This is a genomic window from Marinomonas spartinae (genome assembly GCF_900089775.1).
Classification (GTDB): Bacteria; Pseudomonadota; Gammaproteobacteria; order Pseudomonadales; family Marinomonadaceae; genus Marinomonas; species Marinomonas spartinae.
In genome coordinates, this window is sequence record NZ_FLOB01000002.1 from 334,438 (window position 1) to 350,789 (window position 16,352).

General features: G+C 45.7%; 15 protein-coding genes and 1 riboswitch. Of the genes, 7 read left to right on the forward strand and 8 right to left on the reverse strand.

What is annotated here, in order from left to right; all coding sequences use genetic code 11:
- Positions 1 to 5: 5 nt before the first annotated feature.
- Positions 6 to 767 (reverse strand): TlyA family RNA methyltransferase, encoded by a 762-nt coding sequence (locus tag MSP8886_RS05595; RefSeq protein WP_067013590.1) that lies wholly within the window; start codon positions 765 to 767, stop codon positions 6 to 8.
- An 84-nt stretch (positions 768 to 851) separates the two neighbouring features.
- Here MSP8886_RS05595 and MSP8886_RS05600 point away from each other — a divergent pair, with 84 nt between their 5' ends.
- A complete protein-coding gene (locus tag MSP8886_RS05600) occupies positions 852 to 1,685 on the forward strand; it encodes a sulfurtransferase (protein WP_067013592.1) in 834 nt (277 codons plus the stop codon).
- A 79-nt stretch (positions 1,686 to 1,764) separates the two neighbouring features.
- Here MSP8886_RS05600 and MSP8886_RS05605 read toward each other — a convergent pair whose 3' ends face one another.
- The 7 genes from MSP8886_RS05605 to MSP8886_RS05635 form a co-directional block, all read right to left on the reverse strand.
- Positions 1,765 to 2,082 (reverse strand): hypothetical protein, encoded by a 318-nt coding sequence (locus MSP8886_RS05605; RefSeq protein ID WP_067013594.1) that lies wholly within the window; start codon positions 2,080 to 2,082, stop codon positions 1,765 to 1,767.
- A 193-nt stretch (positions 2,083 to 2,275) separates the two neighbouring features.
- Positions 2,276 to 3,310 (reverse strand): glycosyltransferase family 4 protein, encoded by a 1,035-nt coding sequence (locus tag MSP8886_RS05610; protein WP_245659039.1) that lies wholly within the window; start codon positions 3,308 to 3,310, stop codon positions 2,276 to 2,278.
- Between the two features lie 11 nt (positions 3,311 to 3,321).
- Positions 3,322 to 4,107, reverse strand: a complete 786-nt coding sequence (locus tag MSP8886_RS05615) for a glycosyltransferase family 2 protein (protein WP_067013598.1) — start codon at positions 4,105 to 4,107, stop codon at positions 3,322 to 3,324.
- 10 nt (positions 4,108 to 4,117) lie between these two features.
- On the reverse strand, positions 4,118 to 4,804 hold the full coding sequence (locus MSP8886_RS05620) for a glycosyltransferase family 9 protein (RefSeq protein ID WP_175365269.1): 687 nt from the start codon (positions 4,802 to 4,804) through the stop codon (positions 4,118 to 4,120).
- Positions 4,805 to 5,055: 251 nt separating this feature from the next.
- On the reverse strand, positions 5,056 to 6,060 hold the full coding sequence (gene waaF, locus MSP8886_RS05625; protein WP_067013603.1) for a lipopolysaccharide heptosyltransferase II: 1,005 nt from the start codon (positions 6,058 to 6,060) through the stop codon (positions 5,056 to 5,058).
- Complete coding sequence (rfaD, locus tag MSP8886_RS05630; protein ID WP_067013605.1) at positions 6,053 to 7,000, reverse strand: ADP-glyceromanno-heptose 6-epimerase; 948 nt, start codon at positions 6,998 to 7,000, stop codon at positions 6,053 to 6,055. The genes waaF and rfaD overlap by 8 nt, the downstream gene beginning before the upstream one ends.
- Before the next feature lie 61 nt (positions 7,001 to 7,061).
- Positions 7,062 to 8,210 carry an AGE family epimerase/isomerase gene (locus MSP8886_RS05635; protein ID WP_067013607.1) on the reverse strand — a complete coding sequence of 383 codons (1,149 nt, stop codon included), beginning with the start codon at positions 8,208 to 8,210 and terminating at the stop codon, positions 7,062 to 7,064.
- A 97-nt stretch (positions 8,211 to 8,307) separates the two neighbouring features.
- Between MSP8886_RS05635 and hldE the strand changes: the two genes are divergently transcribed.
- The 6 genes from hldE to MSP8886_RS05665 all read left to right on the forward strand — a co-directional run bounded on the left by hldE (position 8,308) and on the right by MSP8886_RS05665 (position 16,245).
- Positions 8,308 to 9,735: a bifunctional D-glycero-beta-D-manno-heptose-7-phosphate kinase/D-glycero-beta-D-manno-heptose 1-phosphate adenylyltransferase HldE gene (gene hldE / locus MSP8886_RS05640; RefSeq protein ID WP_067014482.1), complete on the forward strand. Its 1,428-nt coding sequence runs from the start codon at positions 8,308 to 8,310 to the stop codon at positions 9,733 to 9,735.
- Positions 9,736 to 11,541, forward strand: a complete 1,806-nt coding sequence (msbA, locus tag MSP8886_RS05645) for a lipid A export permease/ATP-binding protein MsbA (protein ID WP_067013609.1) — start codon at positions 9,736 to 9,738, stop codon at positions 11,539 to 11,541.
- A 2-nt stretch (positions 11,542 to 11,543) separates the two neighbouring features.
- The gene (locus MSP8886_RS05650; RefSeq protein WP_067013611.1) at positions 11,544 to 12,770 is read left to right on the forward strand and encodes a 3-deoxy-D-manno-octulosonic acid transferase; all 1,227 of its coding nucleotides are present in this window, start codon (positions 11,544 to 11,546) and stop codon (positions 12,768 to 12,770) included.
- Positions 12,771 to 12,792: 22 nt separating this feature from the next.
- Positions 12,793 to 12,903, forward strand: a riboswitch (TPP riboswitch).
- Positions 12,904 to 12,951: 48 nt separating this feature from the next.
- A complete protein-coding gene (thiB, locus tag MSP8886_RS05655) occupies positions 12,952 to 13,953 on the forward strand; it encodes a thiamine ABC transporter substrate binding subunit (protein ID WP_067013613.1) in 1,002 nt (333 codons plus the stop codon).
- The gene (thiP, locus tag MSP8886_RS05660; protein WP_067013615.1) at positions 13,953 to 15,557 is read left to right on the forward strand and encodes a thiamine/thiamine pyrophosphate ABC transporter permease; all 1,605 of its coding nucleotides are present in this window, start codon (positions 13,953 to 13,955) and stop codon (positions 15,555 to 15,557) included. The genes thiB and thiP overlap by 1 nt, the downstream gene beginning before the upstream one ends.
- Positions 15,544 to 16,245: a thiamine ABC transporter ATP-binding protein gene (locus MSP8886_RS05665; RefSeq protein WP_067014485.1), complete on the forward strand. Its 702-nt coding sequence runs from the start codon at positions 15,544 to 15,546 to the stop codon at positions 16,243 to 16,245. The genes thiP and MSP8886_RS05665 overlap by 14 nt, the downstream gene beginning before the upstream one ends.
- Positions 16,246 to 16,352 lie beyond the last annotated feature (107 nt).

Consider the following 16,352-nt stretch of genomic DNA (forward strand, 5'->3'; position numbering starts at 1 on the left):
TCGCCTTATATCGTTTTGCTTGCCCAAAGTAAAAACTCTTGGTTGCCATCGCCGCCTTTAATGGGGCTCTCGATATAGCATTTTACTTGGAAGCCTAAGGTTTGCACAAAACGCTGCATATCTTCGGAGAGTTGGTTGAAACATTGCTTGTTCTTGACCACACCACCTTTGCCTATGAAGGCTTTGCCGACTTCAAATTGAGGCTTTACTAACGTAATGAGCTGCCCTTGAGGGCTTAATAGGGCGGGTAGTTGCGGTAATATTTTTGTTTGGGAAATGAAAGACACATCCATCACTGCTATGTCAAAGCCTCCCGCTGGGAAATGCACACCAAGATCTTGTTGACTCAAATGACGAGCGTTAATTCCCTCTAAACAAATGACTCTGGGATCAGTTCTTAACCGCTGATCCAGTTGGCCATGGCCCACTTCAATTCCGACGACTTGAGCGGCCCCATACTGTAAGGCGCAGTCTGTAAAGCCTCCAGTTGATTGGCCGACATCCAAAACTCGATAGCCTTGAATATTTAGTTGAGTATGGGCAAGGGCACCTTCCAATTTGAGCGCGCCTCGCGAGACATATTTATCAGCATCTGCTGCGATGATATGCAACTCACAGTCAGCGTCTAATTTTAAGCTAGGTTTGGTAATGGCTAACCACTTACCATCCTGACAATAGGTCACTCGACCTTCACTGATAAAGGTTTGGGCTTGCGAGCGTGATTTTGCGAGGCCACGCTCGGTCAGTAATAAGTCGATTCGGGTCATTGGTAAAGCTCAGTGGTTAATGGTAAAAAGACGTCATACTAACAAAAAGTTCTAGTTCACAGTAGATTTTAAGGAAGCAAGTATATGCTGTTAAGAACATTAATTTCAGTTGATGAATTGAAGGCGTGTGCAGACGATAGCAAGGTGGTGATTTTAGATTGTCGTTTTTACCTAACGGATCACGGGAAAGCAAAGCGTGAGTACGATAAGGGGCACATACCGAAAGCGATCTTTGTTGATGTCCATCATGAACTAGCTAGTGCCGAAACGACAACCAGCGGACGACACCCTTTACCAAGTGAAGAGGTGTTTGCTAAACAGCTACAACAGTGGGGTGTGGATCTCGATAGTCATGTGGTGGTTTATGACGATGCGAGTGGTGCTATTGCTGCACGGGCTTGGTGGATGCTAGCGCAGCAGGGAATCGATGTACGGGTATTGGATGGTGGTCTACCTGCTTGGGTTCGTGCAGATCTGCCCTTGTCGGATACAAACGAAGTACCTGTTGCATCCTCAGCGTCTCTTTCTGTTGCTTTTCCATGGGTCGTAGACGTGACTCAAGTGATTGAAAACATGGAAACGGATGTATTTCAGTTAGTGGATGCCAGAGCAGAAAGCCGTTATCAAGGAGAAGAGGAGACCATCGATCCGGTGGCAGGCCACGTTCCTGGGGCGTTGAACCATCCATACTCGCAAAACCTTGATAAAAATGGCTGCCTAAAAAGTCCTGAAGCACTGCGCGGTGTCTGGCAAGATCTTGTCGATCAAAATAAAACGTTAGTTAACTACTGTGGCTCAGGAATCACGGCTTGTCATAATGTTTTGGCGTTGAATCATGCGGGAGTGGATTTTAATCAGGTGTATGTTAGCTCATGGAGTCAGTGGTCAAAAAGAATGCTACAAGCCGCTGGCTTGTGAATAAGCTATCTCAAAAGGCTCTTCTACATTGGTTGTAGCAGAGCTTTTTGGTTTTTTTAGGAAGAGTGTTTTCTAGGGGTTATTTGGGGGTAATGCCAGCGATGAAGATTTGTACTTGCTGGTGGTTCTCTCCCCAAATGTGTGTTTTGATCGCTTGTAGCATTTTTTCTGCTTCTTTTAAGGACACCACGCCGTCTATTAGTTTTATTCCTACCCCTTCTTGTGTAAAGAAAAAATGCCAAGTGTGGCCGTCAATGCGAACTTCGCCTTCGCCATTATTATAGCTTAATTGCTCAAATGGATAATCAGCAGGTACAAAACAAGCGAGCTCTTTACCTGCACTACCGTAATTTAGATCTGGGATATAGCCTTGTCGGTCAACTAGTTCAAACTTCATATACCGCTCCTCATTACTATTGTCGGTCGTCTTTTACTTTGGAGGGAATCTTGTTCATCCCTTATCACCAAGTTAGCACGAGAGAAGGGTTGGGTGTGACAAAAATAAGCGAAAGATTGATCTTTCGCTTATTTTTTTAAGGGAAGCATGATGGCTTTAGGGTATCACATGGCTGAGGCCCGAGGAGTCTGGATTAACGGGTGTATATTGCCATGTAGCGCTCGGCCATTTTTTGTGGCGTATAGTTGATGAGTCTAGCGGTCGCACCAGCTTTTAGTTGTTCTTGTAGGGAAGGGTTTTCGTATAAGGTGACAATGGCTTCTTTAAGTGCCTTGCTGTTATTGGGTGGTACGAGTAGGCCGGTTTCTTGGTCTAAAATGATGTCAGGAATGCCGCCTACTCGGGAAGCTATAATGGGGACCCCTGCATCCATCACATCTAATAAGGTAGAGCCTAGCCCTTCATTTCTAGAGGGAAATGCAAACATATCCAAAAAAGGCAGATAATCGCCAATGTTACTTTTAAAGCCCATCCAAGTTATGTTATTAAGATCTTTTGCGTAAGCTTTAAGTTCTTCTTTATCGGCACCGTCGCCAAAGAATACAAAGTGTAGCGCTGGGTGGCTTGTTTCAAGCAGAGCAGCAGCATCTATCAGAACTTTTTGCCCTTTATGACGATCTACCAAGGCGCCTACATGTCCCACGAGGACTTTATTGGGAAACTTGACTTTAAAGGCTTCGCCTTCTTGTCGGTTCGCTTCTAGGTGTGCCAAGGTGCTGGGAATTTGCTCTACTTCTCCCCAGTGCTTATCGCGAATATGCTCTGCAATCAAAGTAGAAATTCCTACACGCATCTTGGCGTTGCGATAAGATGCTTTGTTCGACCATTTTTCCTTGATAGGGGTATCTACGCGCCGAGTCAATATATAGGGAACTTTTCGCAAAAGTTTGTGAAGATAGGCCCAATGAACAGCTTTGGCTTCATGGGCGTGAACGATATCTACACGAGGAGCGGTAAAATGTCCGTTTAATTGATGGTTAGCGGTTAAAAATGAGACGTTTGGCACGCTTGCTAGTCGGTCTCTCAGGGGAGAGTCATCACGACAGGCGACAACTTGTTTGACCGTAAAATGTTTGGCGAGCGCTTTGATAAGCAACTCTGTTTGTCTTTCACCACCACGAAAGCCCTTAGCTAGGTTGACGTGCATGATTGTCGGTGTCTTAGTCAAAATAAGCCTACTTACCAGATATTATTAAAGTCGTCTTGTTTGGTGACACTTGGGTCACGCTGGTATTCAAGCAGCTTTGCGTATTTTAAGTAACTATTAATCGCAGAGCTAATGGCAATGGTCATGCCATCGACGCCACCTAAAAAGCCTCGTTGAAAAATATATTTGCGAATAAAGGCATTGAGCCCATGGATAAAAGGGGAGAAGGCATTGGCTTTTTTGCCCTTGGCATACATGATTTTAGCCGCACGACCACTGAAATTACGCCCAGGTTTGGCAAATAATTCGCCGATGTGATTGAAAGAAAAGTGAATAATGTCTGCGTTAATATCTTGTGTCGTTTTCGCTTGCACACTGGCATGTTGTTTGACGTCAGAAAAACGGGTTTTATCCGTATCGTAAAGGCGAATGCAGCGATCAGGGTACCAGCCACAGTGTTTTATCCAACGGCTGCCAATACGGTTTTGTCGACGAAATGAATAGCCTTCTACTGTTGAGGTGGTTAAATCCAGTTGTTGGATGGCTTGCGTCATTTCTGGTGTGAGGCGCTCATCGGCATCTAAACTAAGCACCCATCTATGTTGGGTGTGGGTCAGAGCAACGTTTTTTTGTATGCCGTCGCCGAGATAAGGCTGGTGTATTACGGTGGCTCCGAGTTCAGTAGCGATTTCCACTGTCTTGTCCGTGCTGCCTGAATCGACAACCACAATGTCATCGCAGACGGTTTGCATTGATTCTATGCAGGCGGCGATGTTTCTTTCTTCATTTAGGGTAATAATATTGCCAGAAATCTTCATGTTGGACTCGTTAGGGTTGATTCTCTAATAGGTGAATAGCATGCTCTGTCACGCTTTCAATGTTGATGGTTTTAATATCTTGACCCGTTTGTGGAACCACCTTACGAGACAATGCGTGGCTAAGAAACCATTCAGGATTGAGTTCTCTATAGATGCCGATATAGGGTTTTTGTAAACACTGAGCAATATGGGATGGGCCACAATCGTTGGCGATGGTTAAGTCGCACAGGCTGGCTAATTGGGCGATGTCTTTAATTGGTATGTTGGTATGCAAAGACAAATTATCGGATTCAGCCATTAATGCTGTCATGATATTAATTTCGTCTGTTTCGTCAGGCCCTAATAAAATATGAAGATGGCAGGTCTTATTCAGTTGTGTCGCGACGGCATTGCCCGCAGCGATGAAATTATGAATGCCCCACTTTTTGATCTCGCCTGCGCCTCCTCCCGGCATTAATAGCAGATTAAGTTGTGTTTTCTCCACCTGTAAAGAGGAGCTTTGAGCTAGAATTTGAAATGGCGTAGCCAGTGCAGTCAAAAGTGCCGATTCTTCTTTTATGAATATCTTTAAATAGTTGAGCGCTCGATATTCATCGTCACGCATTTTATTGTACTGTGTGGCGGTTAACTCAATCAAAAAGTCATTAGCTACTAAATCGTAGACTTGTCCCCCTTTGAGAGCCTTATACATAATCATAAGAAATCGGTTGTTAGGCCGTAAATTCAACAGATTCTCGCATTGGTTGAGTTGTTTTAGTTCGTCCACGCGGTGTTTTGAATGGATACACTCTTGTACCCAGGGTAGTTGGCTATAAATCCAAGATACGTTGTTTTTAGATAACAGCACCAGTGGTTTTTTTTGACAGCAATGCTCACTAAAAAAACACAGTACTGGGATCGTTGTGATTTGAGCACCAAAGTGTGGCCTGTTCCTGAGTAAGACGACGTTCATTGTGGGAGTATAGTCCTTATGACGATGTCAGGAGTAAGTTGGTTTTGACAGTTTGTGTGCCCAAGAGGGCAGGTTCGCTTAAAGCAAGGTGAGCAGTCCAGATGAAGGCTATGAATGGTCTTGTTCTGTGTTAAAGGGGGAGTGAACTTTTCGCTGGTCGAACCATAAATGCCATGGACTTCCGTTCCTACGGCAGCGGCAATATGCATTAAACCAGAATCATTGCTGACTGCTTTATCGGCGGCGGCAAGCAAGTCGATCGCATCGACCAGTTTGGTTTTTCCGCATAAATTCATCGCGTACTGCCCCAGCCCTTGTATAATTTGCTCGCCTCCTTCCACATCTTTTGGCCCTCCTAATACCCAGACTTGGTAGCCTGCTTCAATGACACTTTTTGCTAAATCATGAAAATAGGCAAGAGGCCATTGTTTCGATGGGCCATATTCCGCGCCAGCCATAAGGGCAATGGCAGGACGATCTGATAGTTGGTAGGTGTGGTAGAGTGCTTGTTGATTGTCTAAGTCGACGTGCAGTGACGGGTGAGGGATTGTACTGGGTGCACTGTGCAAGTTTTCTGGTAGACCAAGAGACACAAAGCGTTTAACCGTTTGATCAAGCAGCTTTTTATCGAGCTTACGGCGTTCGTTGAGCAACAGATAGCGCTGCTCGCCTAAAAAGCCCACGCGATGTTTTGCTTTAGCAAAGAAGGGGACTAAAGCCGATTTCCATGAGCGCGGCATGACAATGGCGTGGTCATACTGTTCATCGCGAAGGGAATGACCGAGCTTGTGGCGTGTACTAATGCCCCATTCCCCATGCCCTGTCGGTAGTGTAATAGCACGGCGAACTTCCGGCATTCGAGCTAGTATCGGTGAGGACCAGTTAGGGCCAATAACATCAATAATTGCCTCTTTATCACGTTGTTTTAACGTAATAAAGAGACTTTGAGCCATGACCATGTCACCTACCCATGAGGGGCCGACGATTAGGTATTTAGCCATTCGTATCCAACCAGTTCAGGTAGTCTTGTACACCTTGCGCTAAGCCACGGAAGCTACCTTGATAGCCCGCTTCACGCAGTTTGCTGATGTCTGCTTGTGTGAAGCTCTGGTAGGCTCCTTTTAAATGCTCAGGAAAAGGAATGTATTCAATCTCGCCACGCTGGTAATGCTCAATCACAGTTTCAGCGATGGTTCTAAAGGGTTCTGCTTTGCCTGTACCTAGGTTAAAAATACCAGATTTATCGGTATTGTCTAAAAACCACAGTTTGGTTTTGACTAAGTCTTCAACATAGATGAAGTCTCGGCTTTGACCGCCTGCTTCGTAACCATCGTAAGCACCAAATAATTTTGGATTTTCACCTTCTAAGACCTGATTACGAAGGTGGAAAGCGACACTGGCCATGCTGCCTTTGTGCTGTTCACGCGGGCCGTATACGTTAAAGTAGCGAAAGCCAACAATCTGGCTGCTAGCTGCGGGAAGAACCGCGCGAATATATTGGTCAAACTGGAATTTTGAGTAAGCGTACATATTGAGAGGTTTTTCATTTTCTCGTGCCTCTTTGAAAACAGGACCAGAGCCATAGACAGAGGCGGAAGACGCGTAGGAAAAAGGGACTTTATGGCGTAAACAGAAGTCCAATACGGCTTTAGAGTATTGGTAGTTCACATCCATCACAAACTTACCATTCCATTCGGTTGTGGCCGAACAAGCGCCTTCGTGGAAAACGGCAGTAGGAATGATGCCGAGCGTATCGTTTTTTATGGCATCAAGGAAATCGTACATATCCATATAATCGGCAATATCAAGATCCGATAGATTGAGGCATTTTTTGCCATCGGTTAGATCGTCGACAAGAAGAATGTTCTTGATGCCTTTCTGGTTTAAGGCTTGAATAATATTACTGCCAATAAAGCCAGCGCCGCCTGTTACAATATACATAATAGTTAGTCCTGCTAATATAGAAGTCTCGTGGAAGTCTTGTCGAATTAAATGGTTGCTGTTAACGCAAACCGTTAAAGCCTGTATTCAGTTGAGCCCATATTATCACTTCCGTTAGACCTAGAAAAATATGATAGCTGCTTGTGCCGGGTAAGGGGTAATCTTTTGCTTGGTTATGCTCATCTAGGTATTCATTCCAACGTCCGTTCTCTAAGAAATAATGGCATTGCATAAAGTCTAATGCTCTTATTAAACGGTCTATTTTTTCTTCCTTACCAATGGGGATCACGGTAATGGCTTTTAAATACTCCGTTATCGGCCAAATACGTTTTTCTTTATCGATGGCCTGATAGTGGTTACCGTCAATTTGGTTATAGATACCACCATTACTGGCCATGCCGTGTCGGGTGGCGGTTAGCCAGAGTTGCTGTGCAAGATCGGTATAGTTGCTATTAGGGAAGATGGCATTGGCCTGATAGAGCAACCAAACCCATTCAAAATGATGCCCAGGCTCGACCTGATGACCTGTATTTGGATCTGGTTGCCAATCCGTGGTGAAGAACTCGCGTAAGGTTTGACTCTTTTTATGGTAAAAATGTTCGAGGGCTAAATCGAGCAGTGAGCGGATGGTGTCTTTATAATCGTTCGCGCCTGTGGCGTTGAAAGCCGCGATATAGCCTTCCAATAAGTGCATATGTGGGTTTTGCCGGCGTATTTGTTTTTCATCTACTGGAAAGGCTTCATAAAAACCACCGGTAGTGGCTGTCATGTGACCCAGCAGAAAATGATGGGTTTTCTCCATATAAGGCAAAGCACGCTCGTCTTGGCTAAACTGATAGTAATAACTAAAAGACAATAGGATAAACGCGAGGGCGTAAGCATCCGATTGGGTATCTTGAATGCTTAAGTCGTCATTTAGAGAGAAAATCCAGCGCTCGTCGACAAAGTAATGGGTGGTAATAAAGTCGAACAAAGAGGGAAGTTTTGCCTGCCACGCTTCATTGTTTGTTAAAAGGCAGGCATGACTAAAGGTGTAGAGTTGGCGGCATTGGGTTAAAAGGCGAAGACGCCCTGTCTGATTTCTTGTCCAGTCGTGATGCATGCTTTCGTAGCTGTACCCTTGGGCGATATCTAAACCATAACTGGCCCAATGGGGGAGTAGCTTGTCAAAAACAAAAGCTTGGCAAGAAGATAGTGCGGAATTCAGCATGGGGTAAACAGCCTTATTTCGTGTGTTTTAGGTATGTCCAACTTATATAGGGAGTATGATAAGATGGGCGCTCTCAAAAATCGATTATTATGTGCTTATGAACTCTTCGTATCTAAATTTTAAGGATAAACACATTCTCGTTGTTGGGGATGTTATGTTAGACCGCTATTGGTATGGCGGCACGTCACGTATTTCTCCAGAAGCGCCAGTCCAAGTGGTGAAGGTTTCAAACATTGAAGATCGCCCAGGAGGTGCCGCGAACGTTGCACTTGGTTTATCTAAACTTGGCGTGTCTGTGACACTTATTGGTGTGGTGGGCAGAGACGATAATGCGGCAGTCCTTTCCCGTTGTTTAGAAGAAGCGGGGGTGAACTGTCGTTTTGTTTATTCTGATACCTTACCAACGATCACTAAACTGCGGGTGATGAGTCGTCATCAACAATTGATTCGTTTAGATTTTGAAGAGCGAGAAGACACTCTGTCGCAAAATGAAGCGCTGGCAAAAGAAGTCGCCGCTTGTTTACCTGAGTCTGATGCGGTGATTTTTTCCGACTATGCAAAAGGTTGCTTGGCGGATGTGCGATCTCTCATCAGCCTTGCTAATGAGGAGGGTGTGCCGAGTTTTGTTGACCCTAAAGGCGATGATTTTTCTATTTACCAAGGGGCGACCTTGGTAAAGCCAAATTTGCTTGAGTTTGAAAATATCGTCGGCAAGTGTCGGTCAGTGAAAGAGTTAGAAGAAAAAGGCAAAGCATTACGCGAACAGTTTGGCTGGGAAGCACTCTTGGTCACCCGTGGTGAAGATGGTTTGGTATTGCTAAGCGAAGGCAAACCGCCTTTCTCATTAGCGACAGCCGCCAAAGAAGTGTTTGATGTGACGGGGGCGGGAGACACTGTGATTGCGGTACTAACGGCTGTTTACGTCACGAGTAAGCGTTTTGTTGATGCGGTGGAATACGCGAATCAGGCCGCTGGCTATGTTGTTGGGAAATTAGGCACTGCCTCCATTGATGCAGAGCACTTGGGCGCCATTATGTTTCAGCGTTCCCATACGACGAATTTTGGTGTGTTAACGCCCGATGAGCTATTAAAGCAAATTAAACTTGCGCAGCTGAGTGGTGAAAAAGTAGTGTTCACTAATGGCTGTTTTGATATTTTGCATCCAGGACATGTGGCTTATATAAAGCAAGCAAAAGCTCTAGGGGATCGCCTTATTGTTGCAGTCAATACGGATGCCTCGGTTAAGCGATTAAAAGGTGATAAGCGACCAATCAATAACTTGGAACACCGTATGGCCGTGTTAGAAGGGGTTGGGGCAATCGATTGGGTGACTTGGTTTGATGAGGATACGCCGCAACGTATTATCGAGCAATTGACGCCCGACGTGCTGGTTAAAGGCGGCGACTACACTATTGACACGATTGTCGGTGCGCAGCATGTACTTGACCATGGTGGTGAAGTAAAAGTACTTACCTTTGTGGATGGTTATTCGACAACGTCGATTATTGAAAAGGCAAATCTCTAAATGCAAGACAAAGCAAAAACGAAGTCAGATAAGACTGTCAAAGACATGTCAGGCATGACACTTTATTTCAGATTATTAGGATACGTTAAGCCATCCATGGCCTATTTTCTGATCAGTGTTCTTGGCTACATTCTTTATTCTGCAATGCAGCCAGCCTTGGCGGCATTGCTCAAACATATTGTGGATGTGGTATCTCATGGCAAGGTAACGGAAAGCCGCGCTGTGATTCCGTTGGCCATTCTTGGGGTGTTTCTAGTACGTGGTTTGGGGACCTTTTTAGGCTCTTATGGCATGGCTAAGGTGGCTAATAATGTTGTGTTTGACCTGCGTACCAGTATGTTCAATAAAATGGTGACCTTGCCATCTGGCTATTTCAATAATATGCCTAGTGGACGACTGCTAGCCAAATTGACCTATGATACGGAGCAGGTCATCGATTCTGTTACTCAGGCCATTCAGGTTATTTTGCGTGAAGGCCTAACAGTTGTTGGCTTGCTGGGTTATATGGTGTTTATTAATTGGCGCTTGTCTTTGTTGTTCTTATTTGTACTACCGTTGATTGGCGCCGTGGTACGTTATGCGTCAAAGCGCTTTCGCAAGCTCAGCTTAAAAATACAAAATGCCATGGGCGGCGTGACTGATGTGGCTTCAGAGGCGATTAAAGGCCATGAAGTTATAAAAGTGTTTGGTGGCAAAGAATATGAGATAGAGCGCTTTTATAAAGCGGCTCAAGAAAATCGTCGCTCACAGTTAAAAATGGAAATGACCAAAGCACTTAATGTGCCCATTATTCAGTTTATTGTAGCGATTTCTTTGTCTTTGCTAATTTGGTTAGCGCTTGAACCTAGTATTTCGTCAAGTATGTCGGCTGGGGATTTTGTGGCCTTTATTGGAGCGGCGGGTATGTTGAGTCGTCCGATGCGTCAATTGACCTCTGTGAACAGTATTTTGCAAAAAGGCATAGCGGCCGCTCAGAGTATTTTTACTTTCTTAGATCTTGAAAGTGAGAAGAACACTGGAACAAAAGCGGTTGAGCGCATGCAGGGCAATATTGAATGGCGAGGTCTGACGTTCCGCTACCCAAGTGTTGATAAAAATGCGTTAACGGATGTGAACTTATCTTTGCCAGCGGGTAAGAAGTTGGCTTTGGTCGGACGCTCAGGCAGTGGTAAGTCCACCTTAGCAAACCTGATCCCGCGCTTTTATGACGTAGAAGGGGAGTCGTTATTGATTGATGGGATCAATATCAATGATTATGACTTGAGTAGTCTGCGTCAAAACATTGCACTCGTTAACCAGCAAGTGGTGTTATTTAATGGCACGATCCAAGAAAACATTGCTTATGGTGGGTTAAAAGGTATCTCAGAAGAAGACGTAATCGAGGCGGCTAAAGCGGCTAACGCATGGGATTTTATCCAAGAACTGGAGTTTGGATTAAAGACCAGAGTTGGGGAAAATGGTGTATTACTGTCTGGTGGTCAGCGTCAGCGTATTGCCATTGCCCGTGCCATTTTGAAAAATGCGCCTATCCTGATTTTAGATGAAGCCACCTCGGCACTGGATACGGAGTCAGAACGAGCGATTCAACAAGCATTGGATAAATTGATGGAGAACCGAACCACCATCGCCATTGCACATCGTCTTTCTACTATCGAAAATGCCGATATTATCGCAGTGATCGATCATGGTGTGATCATTGAAAAAGGCTCTCACACAGAATTGTTAGCGCAGAATGGAGCGTATGCACAGCTACACAATCAGCAATTTAACGACTCCCCAGGGGTTGATGCTGACGCTAAGAGCTGATTATGTGGTTATATCGTTTATTGTTATGGGTCGCTACGCCACTTATTCTCATCAAAGTGCGGCGTTTTAAAAAAGACTATGCGCACTATCGAGCGAAGGAGGCGTTGGGGTTTTGGTCTCCAACGAAAGCGGATCTTTGGATTCATTGTGCTTCTGTTGGAGAGGCATTGGCAGTTCGTCCATTGGTAGAGCAGTGGCGAGCTAAATATCCCCAGCGCCCCTTGTTGATTACGACCATGACACCAACCGGAGCTGAGCAAGTGGCAAAGACCTTTCCATTTGCTGAGCATCGTTATTTACCCATGGACTGGCGTTGCAGTGTTAGGCGAGCGCTTAAGCGTCTTGAGTGTCGCCATTTGTTGATTGTCGAAACGGAGCTTTGGCCGAACCTTCTGGGTCAGGCTAAACGCAAAGGGATAAAGGTTGATATTGTGAATGCCCGTATGAGTGAGCGCTCGTTTCGTCGATATGAAAAATTTTCCATGGTATCTCGTCCTCTAATGCAATTGCCGGACACGTTTCTTGCTCATGCTCAAGCCGATGCGGATCGCTTTGCAGCCTTGGGAGCAAAACAAGTTATTGTCACTGGCAGTATTAAATTTGATTTGACGGTGCCGGAAGCGGTTGTCACTGACAATTGGCAAGCTCAGATGACCAGTCCTTTTATTTGGGTGGCGGGCAGTACCCATCAAGGGGAAGATGAGATTCTATTAGCGGTCCATCGACAGCTGGTGGAGAAAATACCGGGTGCCCTTTTGGTGATCGTGCCTCGCCATCCAGAACGTTTTGCAGCAACTTTTGAGTTAGCGAAAAGCCTGTTTGATAAAGTGGCATTACGTAGTAGCGTTGAGTTATCTCAGTGGGCCGATTTTAATGTGGTCATTGGTGATACCATGGGGGAATTAATGCACTATTATCAGGCGGCGGATTTGGCTTTTGTCGGCGGTAGTTTAATTCGTCGAGGTGGTCATAACCCGATAGAGCCTGCACTTTTAGGCAAAGCGACCTTAGTGGGCCCACATACGTTTAATTTCGCAGAGATTACTGAGCAACTGTTGCGTGCCAATGGAGCGATTCGTTGTCAGGACGAAACTCAGTTAGCTGAGGTGGTGTTATCGCTATCAGGAAAAGCCAGTCAGCGTCATCGTCTTGGTCAAGCTGCAATGCGGTTTGCTCAACAAAACCAAGGTGCGGTAACCCGAGTGTTATCAGAAATAGACTTCCGCTGAACGACTCTTTACAATACCCACACATTATCTCATGGGGTGTGTTCATTTTTGTTATGAACGCTGAGAGGCTTACGCCAACCCATTGAACCTGATCCAGATCATGCTGGCGTAGGAATCGAGATAGCAAGTCACTCTTGCCTTTTCCCTCCCGTACGCCGCTCATTTTTTAGGAGCGACACATATGAATAAATCTTTTGTCTTAGCCTCTTTGGTAGCTGGGGCGCTATCGTCTTTATCTGCCAGTGCAACGGCACAAACCTTAAATGTCTACACTTATGATTCTTTTGCATCAAAGTGGGGGCCAGGACCTGCGGTAAAGGCCAATTTTGAAAAAGAGTGCGGCTGTACTCTGAATTTTGTTTCTGTTGATTCCTCCGTTGGGATTCTATCGCGTGTGCAGTTGGAAGGGTCAAGTTCCAATGCTGATGTGGTGCTAGGGCTGGATTTAAACTTGATGCATAAAGCGGAAAAAACGGGGTTGTTAGCCAAGTCGGGGGTGGATACCAGCAAAGTCACTTTACCCGGCGGTTGGCATGATCCTGTTTTTGTGCCATTTGATCATGGCTATTTTGCGTTTGTTTATAACTCTGACAAGCTTAAGACGCCACCGACAAGTTTAAAAGGCATCGTTGATAATCAACACTTACGGGTGATTTATGAAGACCCTAGAACCAGCACTCCAGGGTTGGGGCTATTGTTGTGGATGAAATCTGTTTATGGAGACAAAGCCGCTGAGGCGTGGGCGACCTTGGCAAAACATACGGTCACGGTTAGTAAAAACTGGTCAGACGCTTACAGCTTGTTCTTAAAGGGAGAAGGGGATGTGGTGTTGAGCTATACCACTTCTCCTGCCTACCACATTATGGAAGAGGGGGTGACCAAATATAAAGCCGCTCCGGCCAGTGAAGGTTACTATCCTCAGGTGGAAGTCGCGGCGATGATGAAACATGCGCCGCACCCCAAACTGGCTAAAGAATTTATGGCCTTTATACTGACTCCTGGCTTTCAGTCGACTGTAGCGACGGGAAACTGGATGTTGCCAGTGATCAAGTTGCCCGAAGGACTGCCTAAAGCTTTTGCGAGCAGACAACGACCGACTAAGGTGCTAACACTGCCTGCGGCTGAGGTGGCCAGCCACCGTGCCCAGTGGACCAACGAATGGCTTGAGGCGACGACTCGCTAATGCCGGGAAAGGGTTATCATCTCGCTACTTGGTTTCGGCTAGCGCCTGCATTGCTTGGGTTATTGGTATTTGTGTTGGTGGGAGCGGCCAGTCTGGCAGCTCTTTTGCGTTTTAGTCAGTTCGAGTCTTGGGCTGGTTATTTACACAATATCTATCTTTGGCGTGTGGTTCGCTTTTCTCTTTGGCAAGCCCTGCTGAGTAGTGTTCTGAGTTTATTGATTGCGGTGCCCGTTGCTTCCTGTTTAACCCACCGTCAATTTAAGGGGCGTGGGGTACTGTTGCAGCTGTTTGCAGTGTCTATGGTTGTTCCGACCATCGTGGCGATCTTGGGAATCGTGGTGGTTTATGGGCACTCAGGTTGGTTGCATGCCTTGTTTGGTGTTGAGACACCGCTTTATGGATTGCTTGGGATTTTATTGGCCCATGTATTTTTTAATATGCCATTGGCCGTTCGTTTGCTATTGCAAAGTTATGGTCTGGTACCGTCTGGTCAATGGCGTTTAGCGTCTCAGCTTGGGTTCTCTCGCTGGACAGCGTTTCGCTTAATCGAGTGGAGCTATATTAAAAAAGCCTTGCCGGGTGCATTTGTCTTGATTTTCATGCTGTGCTTTTCGAGTTTTTCGGTGGTGTTAAGTCTAGGGGGTGGCCCGAAATCAAGCACATTAGAAGTGGCTATTTATCAGGCACTAAGGTTCGACTTTGATCTTAATAAGGCGAGTTTTTTATCTTTGTTGCAGGTGAGTATTTGTAGTCTCGTTGCCTTAATGGTGTATCGGTTTGCCCCAGCGAACCAGCAAGATGTCAGCTTACTGGATGCTCGCCTATACCCTTTAAAAGACAGTATTGTGGCTCGGTCCGGGGATTGTCTGGCTATGGCGCTAGCGGTCTTTTTAGTGATTCCTCCTTTTTTGGCAATTTTTGATCCCATTTTCTCGATAACGTTTTACCAGACTCTTATGGCGGAGGCGACGTGGCAGGCCGTATGGGTATCGCTGAAAATTGCCATTCCCGCAGGCCTGTTAAGTTTGTTTTTGGGGGGCTGTTTTGGCGTGCTGGCTCGCACGGCTATGGATCGAGGGCGGCTGGCTTTTTTATCCAGTAAAATTGAGCAGTTGGGCAGTATGATTCTTATGGTGCCAGGGCTAGTGTTGGCAACGGGGCTGTTTTTATGGTTGCGCAGCATTGGTTTAAGCCCCCAATCTGGATATTGGGTGGTGGTCTGGGTTAATGCGGTGATGGCTTTGCCCTTTGTATTGCGAGCCTTAATGCCAGTGTTATATCAGCAAGAAAAACGCTTTCGTAACCTGTATACAAGTTTAGGCATCCATGGGGCGAACCGGCTAGTGATTGAGTGGCCGCTGATTCGGAAAAGTGTTTCTCAGGCATTTGGTTATGCCGTATTGCTTTCCCTCGGGGATATGGGGGTGATTGCGTTATTTGGTAGCCAAGGCTTGGTGTCTTTGCCTTTGTATCTCTTTCAATTGATTGGCTCTTATCGACTACAAGAGGGCTCTTGCATCGCGGTTATTTTGATTTGTCTGTGTTTGCTGCTTTTTTATCTATCGGTACGTTTTATTGGCGGAAAAACACATGTTAAGTATTGATTTATATTATGATTGGGACGCGTTCCATGCTCATTACCAAACGTCTTTAGCGCCGGGGATGACGACGTTATTAGGTGCCAGTGGGGAAGGGAAAAGTACCTTGTTGCATTTGCTTGGCGGTTTTCTGCAAGGCCGTGGTCGTGTGTCTTTTCAGGGGCAGGCTTTAGAGCATTTATTGCCTTATGAGCGTCCTATTTCGACCTTGTTTCAAAGTGATAATTTGTTTCCTCAATTGACGGTTTGGCAGAATGTGGCCGTGGGGATCGCTCCTTCGTTGTCATTGCAGGCTGAACAAAAGGCTAAGGTCAGTTGGGCACTCAAGCAAACACAATTATCGGATAAGGCGGATCAATATCCGCAAGCTTTGTCTGGTGGACAGGCGCAGCGTGTTGCCATTGCCCGAGTACTGGTGAGAGAAAAACCTATTTTATTATTAGATGAGCCGTTTAGTGCTCTCGACCCAGCATTGCGAGAGGAAATGTTAGCCTTGGTGAACGATGTGACTGAGCGTTTTGACATGACGACGTTGCTTGTCTCTCATATGCCAAGCGAGGCGGTTTTTGTTGGTGGAAAGGTGATGTTGATTGAAAAGGGCAAAATTATGGCGAATGAAGAAGCATCAGTCTTGTCCGGCGGTCAGATTCCCGAGGTGTTTTCGCATTACCTAAGGATGACAACGGCCTCCTAAAGCGGCTTATTCTACTGGATAAAGTCAGAGTCGGGTTGTCTCGAGGTGATGCTATTTGCTTGTTTTGATTAAAAATGCTTTTGCCTTCACTTGTCTCGTGACATGTT

Coding starts and splice junctions, on each gene's coding strand:
- MSP8886_RS05595 (WP_067013590.1), bottom strand. CDS start 767: ATGACCCGAATCGACTTATTACTGACCGAGCGTGGCCTCGCAAAATCA.
- MSP8886_RS05600 (WP_067013592.1), top strand. CDS start 852: ATGCTGTTAAGAACATTAATTTCAGTTGATGAATTGAAGGCGTGTGCA.
- MSP8886_RS05605 (WP_067013594.1), bottom strand. CDS start 2,082: ATGAAGTTTGAACTAGTTGACCGACAAGGCTATATCCCAGATCTAAAT.
- MSP8886_RS05615 (WP_067013598.1), bottom strand. CDS start 4,107: ATGAAGATTTCTGGCAATATTATTACCCTAAATGAAGAAAGAAACATC.
- MSP8886_RS05620 (WP_175365269.1), bottom strand. CDS start 4,804: ATGATTATGTATAAGGCTCTCAAAGGGGGACAAGTCTACGATTTAGTA.
- waaF (WP_067013603.1), bottom strand. CDS start 6,060: ATGGCTAAATACCTAATCGTCGGCCCCTCATGGGTAGGTGACATGGTC.
- rfaD (WP_067013605.1), bottom strand. CDS start 7,000: ATGTATATTGTAACAGGCGGCGCTGGCTTTATTGGCAGTAATATTATT.
- MSP8886_RS05635 (WP_067013607.1), bottom strand. CDS start 8,210: ATGCTGAATTCCGCACTATCTTCTTGCCAAGCTTTTGTTTTTGACAAG.
- hldE (WP_067014482.1), top strand. CDS start 8,308: ATGAACTCTTCGTATCTAAATTTTAAGGATAAACACATTCTCGTTGTT.
- msbA (WP_067013609.1), top strand. CDS start 9,736: ATGCAAGACAAAGCAAAAACGAAGTCAGATAAGACTGTCAAAGACATG.
- MSP8886_RS05650 (WP_067013611.1), top strand. CDS start 11,544: ATGTGGTTATATCGTTTATTGTTATGGGTCGCTACGCCACTTATTCTC.
- thiB (WP_067013613.1), top strand. CDS start 12,952: ATGAATAAATCTTTTGTCTTAGCCTCTTTGGTAGCTGGGGCGCTATCG.
- thiP (WP_067013615.1), top strand. CDS start 13,953: ATGCCGGGAAAGGGTTATCATCTCGCTACTTGGTTTCGGCTAGCGCCT.
- MSP8886_RS05665 (WP_067014485.1), top strand. CDS start 15,544: ATGTTAAGTATTGATTTATATTATGATTGGGACGCGTTCCATGCTCAT.